Annotated in this window: 3 protein-coding genes; 2 read left to right on the forward strand and 1 reads right to left on the reverse strand. The window is 63.7% G+C overall.

Going from position 1 to position 2,934, the window contains the following annotated elements; all coding sequences use genetic code 11:
• On the reverse strand, positions 1 to 681 hold a 681-nt coding region (add, locus tag EN750_RS27040; RefSeq protein ID WP_127398471.1), incomplete at its 3' end, for an adenosine deaminase.
• A gap of 133 nt (positions 682 to 814) precedes the next feature.
• On the opposite strand from add, the gene ubiE reads away from it, so the two are divergent.
• Positions 815 to 1,591, forward strand: a complete 777-nt coding sequence (gene ubiE, locus EN750_RS27045) for a bifunctional demethylmenaquinone methyltransferase/2-methoxy-6-polyprenyl-1,4-benzoquinol methylase UbiE (protein WP_127266931.1) — start codon at positions 815 to 817, stop codon at positions 1,589 to 1,591.
• A 70-nt stretch (positions 1,592 to 1,661) separates the two neighbouring features.
• Positions 1,662 to 2,934 (forward strand): 2-polyprenylphenol 6-hydroxylase (gene ubiB / locus EN750_RS27050; RefSeq protein ID WP_127398473.1); only part of this gene is annotated, 1,273 nt, incomplete at its 3' end.

Here is a 2,934-nt window from a genome sequence, read left to right on the forward strand (position 1 = left end):
CTCGTCGGCGATGCGCCGGACGAGGTCCGGGTTCTCGATGGCGCGCACGCCATGGCCGATGCGGGACGGACGGATATGATCGAGCGCCGCCTGGACCGTCTCCCAGCCCGTCAATTCGCCGGCATGGATGGTGATGCCGAGCCCGGCCTCGCGGGCGATCTCGAAAGCCCTGACATAGTCCTCCATATCGCCGATGCGCTCATCGCCGGCGACACCGAAACCGGTGACCAGCGGATGCCCGCAGCGCGCCGCGAAGCGCGCCGCCTGCTCGATCGACTCGACGCCGACATGGCGCACGCCGGTGACGATCATGCGGCCCTCGATGCCGGTCTTGGCCTTGGCGCGGGCCATGCCTTCGCCGAGCGCATCGGTATAGGCCTTGGGCGACAGGCCGGCCTTTTTCGCGTGGTCCGGCGAGGTGAACACCTCGGAATAGATGGCGCCGTCGCGAGCGAGACTGGTCAGATAATGGTCGGCCAGCCGCGCATAGTCCTCCTCGGTCCGGAACAGATCGGCGGAAAAATCATAAGCCGCCAGGAAGGAGGTGAAATCATGCCAGACGAAGGAACCGTTCTGGATATAGGGCGAGGTGTCCTTGCCGTATTTCTGCGCCTGGCGGATGACGAGTTCGGGCGCCGCTGCCCCTTCGATGTGGCAGTGCAGTTCCGCTTTCAAAGGCATTCAACCATCCCGTCGATCCGTCCAGGTCTCGAAACCCGCCACCTGGAAGCGCGGCTGAACACCGCGCCTTAAACAATAGCGCCCGCACCATCGATCGGCTATGGTCCCGCCGGTTTTATGACGGATCAAAAAAATGTCAGTTGAGAGAACCACGGCCGCGGGCGGCATGGAAACCTCCTATGGTTTCAAGCGTGTCGGGGCTGGCGACAAGCAGTCCCTGGTCAACGATGTTTTCCACAAGGTCGCCAACCGCTACGACCTGATGAACGATCTGATGTCGGCCGGCCTGCACCGGCTGTGGAAGGACGCCATGGTCACCTGGCTCAATCCTCCCAAAAGGATCGGCTGGCGCGTGCTGGACGTTGCCGGCGGCACCGGCGACATCGCCTTCCGCATCGTCGATGCCAGCCACGGCAATGCCCATGCCACCGTGCTCGACATCAATGGCTCGATGCTGGCCGTCGGCCGCGACCGGGCCGAAAAGAAGGGCCTGTCCGGCAACACCGATTTCGTCGAGGCCAATGCCGAGGAACTGCCCTTTGCCGATGCCACATTCGACGCTTACACCATCGCTTTCGGCATCCGCAACGTGCCGCGCATCGAGGTGGCCTTGGGCGAAGCGTTTCGCGTGCTGAAGCCCGGCGGGCGCTTCCTGTGCCTGGAGTTTTCCGAGGTCGAGATGCCGCTTCTCGACAAGGCCTACGAAGCCTGGTCGTTCAACGCCATTCCAAAGATCGGCAAGATGGTCACTGGCGACGGCGAACCCTATTCCTATCTGGTCGAATCGATCGCCAGGTTTCCCAATCAGCAGAATTTCGCGACGATGATTTCCCGCGCCGGCTTCGACCGCGTTTCCTTCCGCAACTACTCCGGCGGTATTGCAGCGCTTCATTCGGGCTGGAAGCTTTGAAGCCGGACCGCATTTCTCACAATCTACACGTGCTATGCCGGTTCAAAGAGCCGGCAGGATTGGCGCTGCCATGAGCAATGTCAGTGCAGGATTCCGGCTCGTAAGGGCCGGCTGGGTGCTGGTCCGCGAGGGTGTCGTCGCCGCTCTGCCGGGTGAGGAACTGTCCGGCCTGCCGAAGTTCGGATGGCGGATGGCGCGGCTGTTCACCCGCCGCCGCGCGCTGGCCTATGAGCGCAGCGACCGGCTGGCCAAGGCGGTCGTCCGGCTCGGTCCATCTTATGTAAAGCTCGGCCAGTTCCTGGCGACACGGCCCGACGTCGTCGGCAACGACATGGCGCTCGATCTCGCCACGTTGCAGGATAAGATGCACACCTTCCCCCGGGCCGAGGCCATCGAGGCGATCGAGGCTTCGCTCGGGCGCAAGATCGGCGATCTCTATACGCAATTCGGCGACCCGGTCGCCGCCGCCTCCATCGCCCAGGTCCATGCCGCCGACGCTGTCCATGACGGCATTGCCACCAAGGTGGCGGTCAAGGTGATCCGGCCCGGCGTGCGCCGCCGTTTCTTCCAGGATCTCGAAAGCTATTTCCTCGCCGCTCGCCTGCAGGAGAAATACATCCCCTCGTCCCGCCGGCTGCGGCCGGTCGAGGTCACCCAGACGCTGGCGCAGACCACCAAGATCGAGATGGATCTTCGCCTCGAGGCGGCGGCTCTCTCGGAACTCGGCGAAAGCACCAGGGACGACCCCGGCTTTCGCGTGCCGTCCGTCGACTGGGAGCGCACCGGCCGCGACGTCTTGACCATGGAGTGGGTCGACGGCGTCAAGATGAACGACATTGCCGGCCTGGAAGCCGCCGGCCACGATTTGAAGGCGATCGCAGCCAACCTCATCCAGTCGTTCCTGCGCCACACCCTGCGCGACGGCTTCTTCCATGCCGACATGCATCCGGGCAATTTGTTCGTCGAGGCAAACGGCACCATCGTTGCCGTCGATCTCGGCATTGCCGGCAGGCTCGGCAAGAAGGAGCGCCGCTTCCTCGCCGAAATTCTCTACGGCTTCATCACGCGCGACTATCTGCGTGTCGCCGAGGTCCATTTCGAGGCCGGCTATGTGCCGCGCCAGCACAATGTCGCAGCCTTCGCGCAGGCGATCCGGGCGATCGGGGAGCCGATCCATGGCCAGCCGGCCGAGACCATCTCGATGGCCAAGCTTCTGACGCTGCTGTTCGAGGTCACCGAACTCTTCGACATGGCGACGCGGCCCGAATTGATCCTGTTGCAGAAGACCATGGTGGTGGTCGAGGGCGTGGCGCGCACGCTCGACCCGGCCTTCAACATGTGGA

Source organism: Mesorhizobium sp. M7A.F.Ca.ET.027.03.2.1, from assembly GCF_003999175.1.
GTDB lineage: Bacteria > Pseudomonadota > Alphaproteobacteria > Rhizobiales > Rhizobiaceae > Mesorhizobium.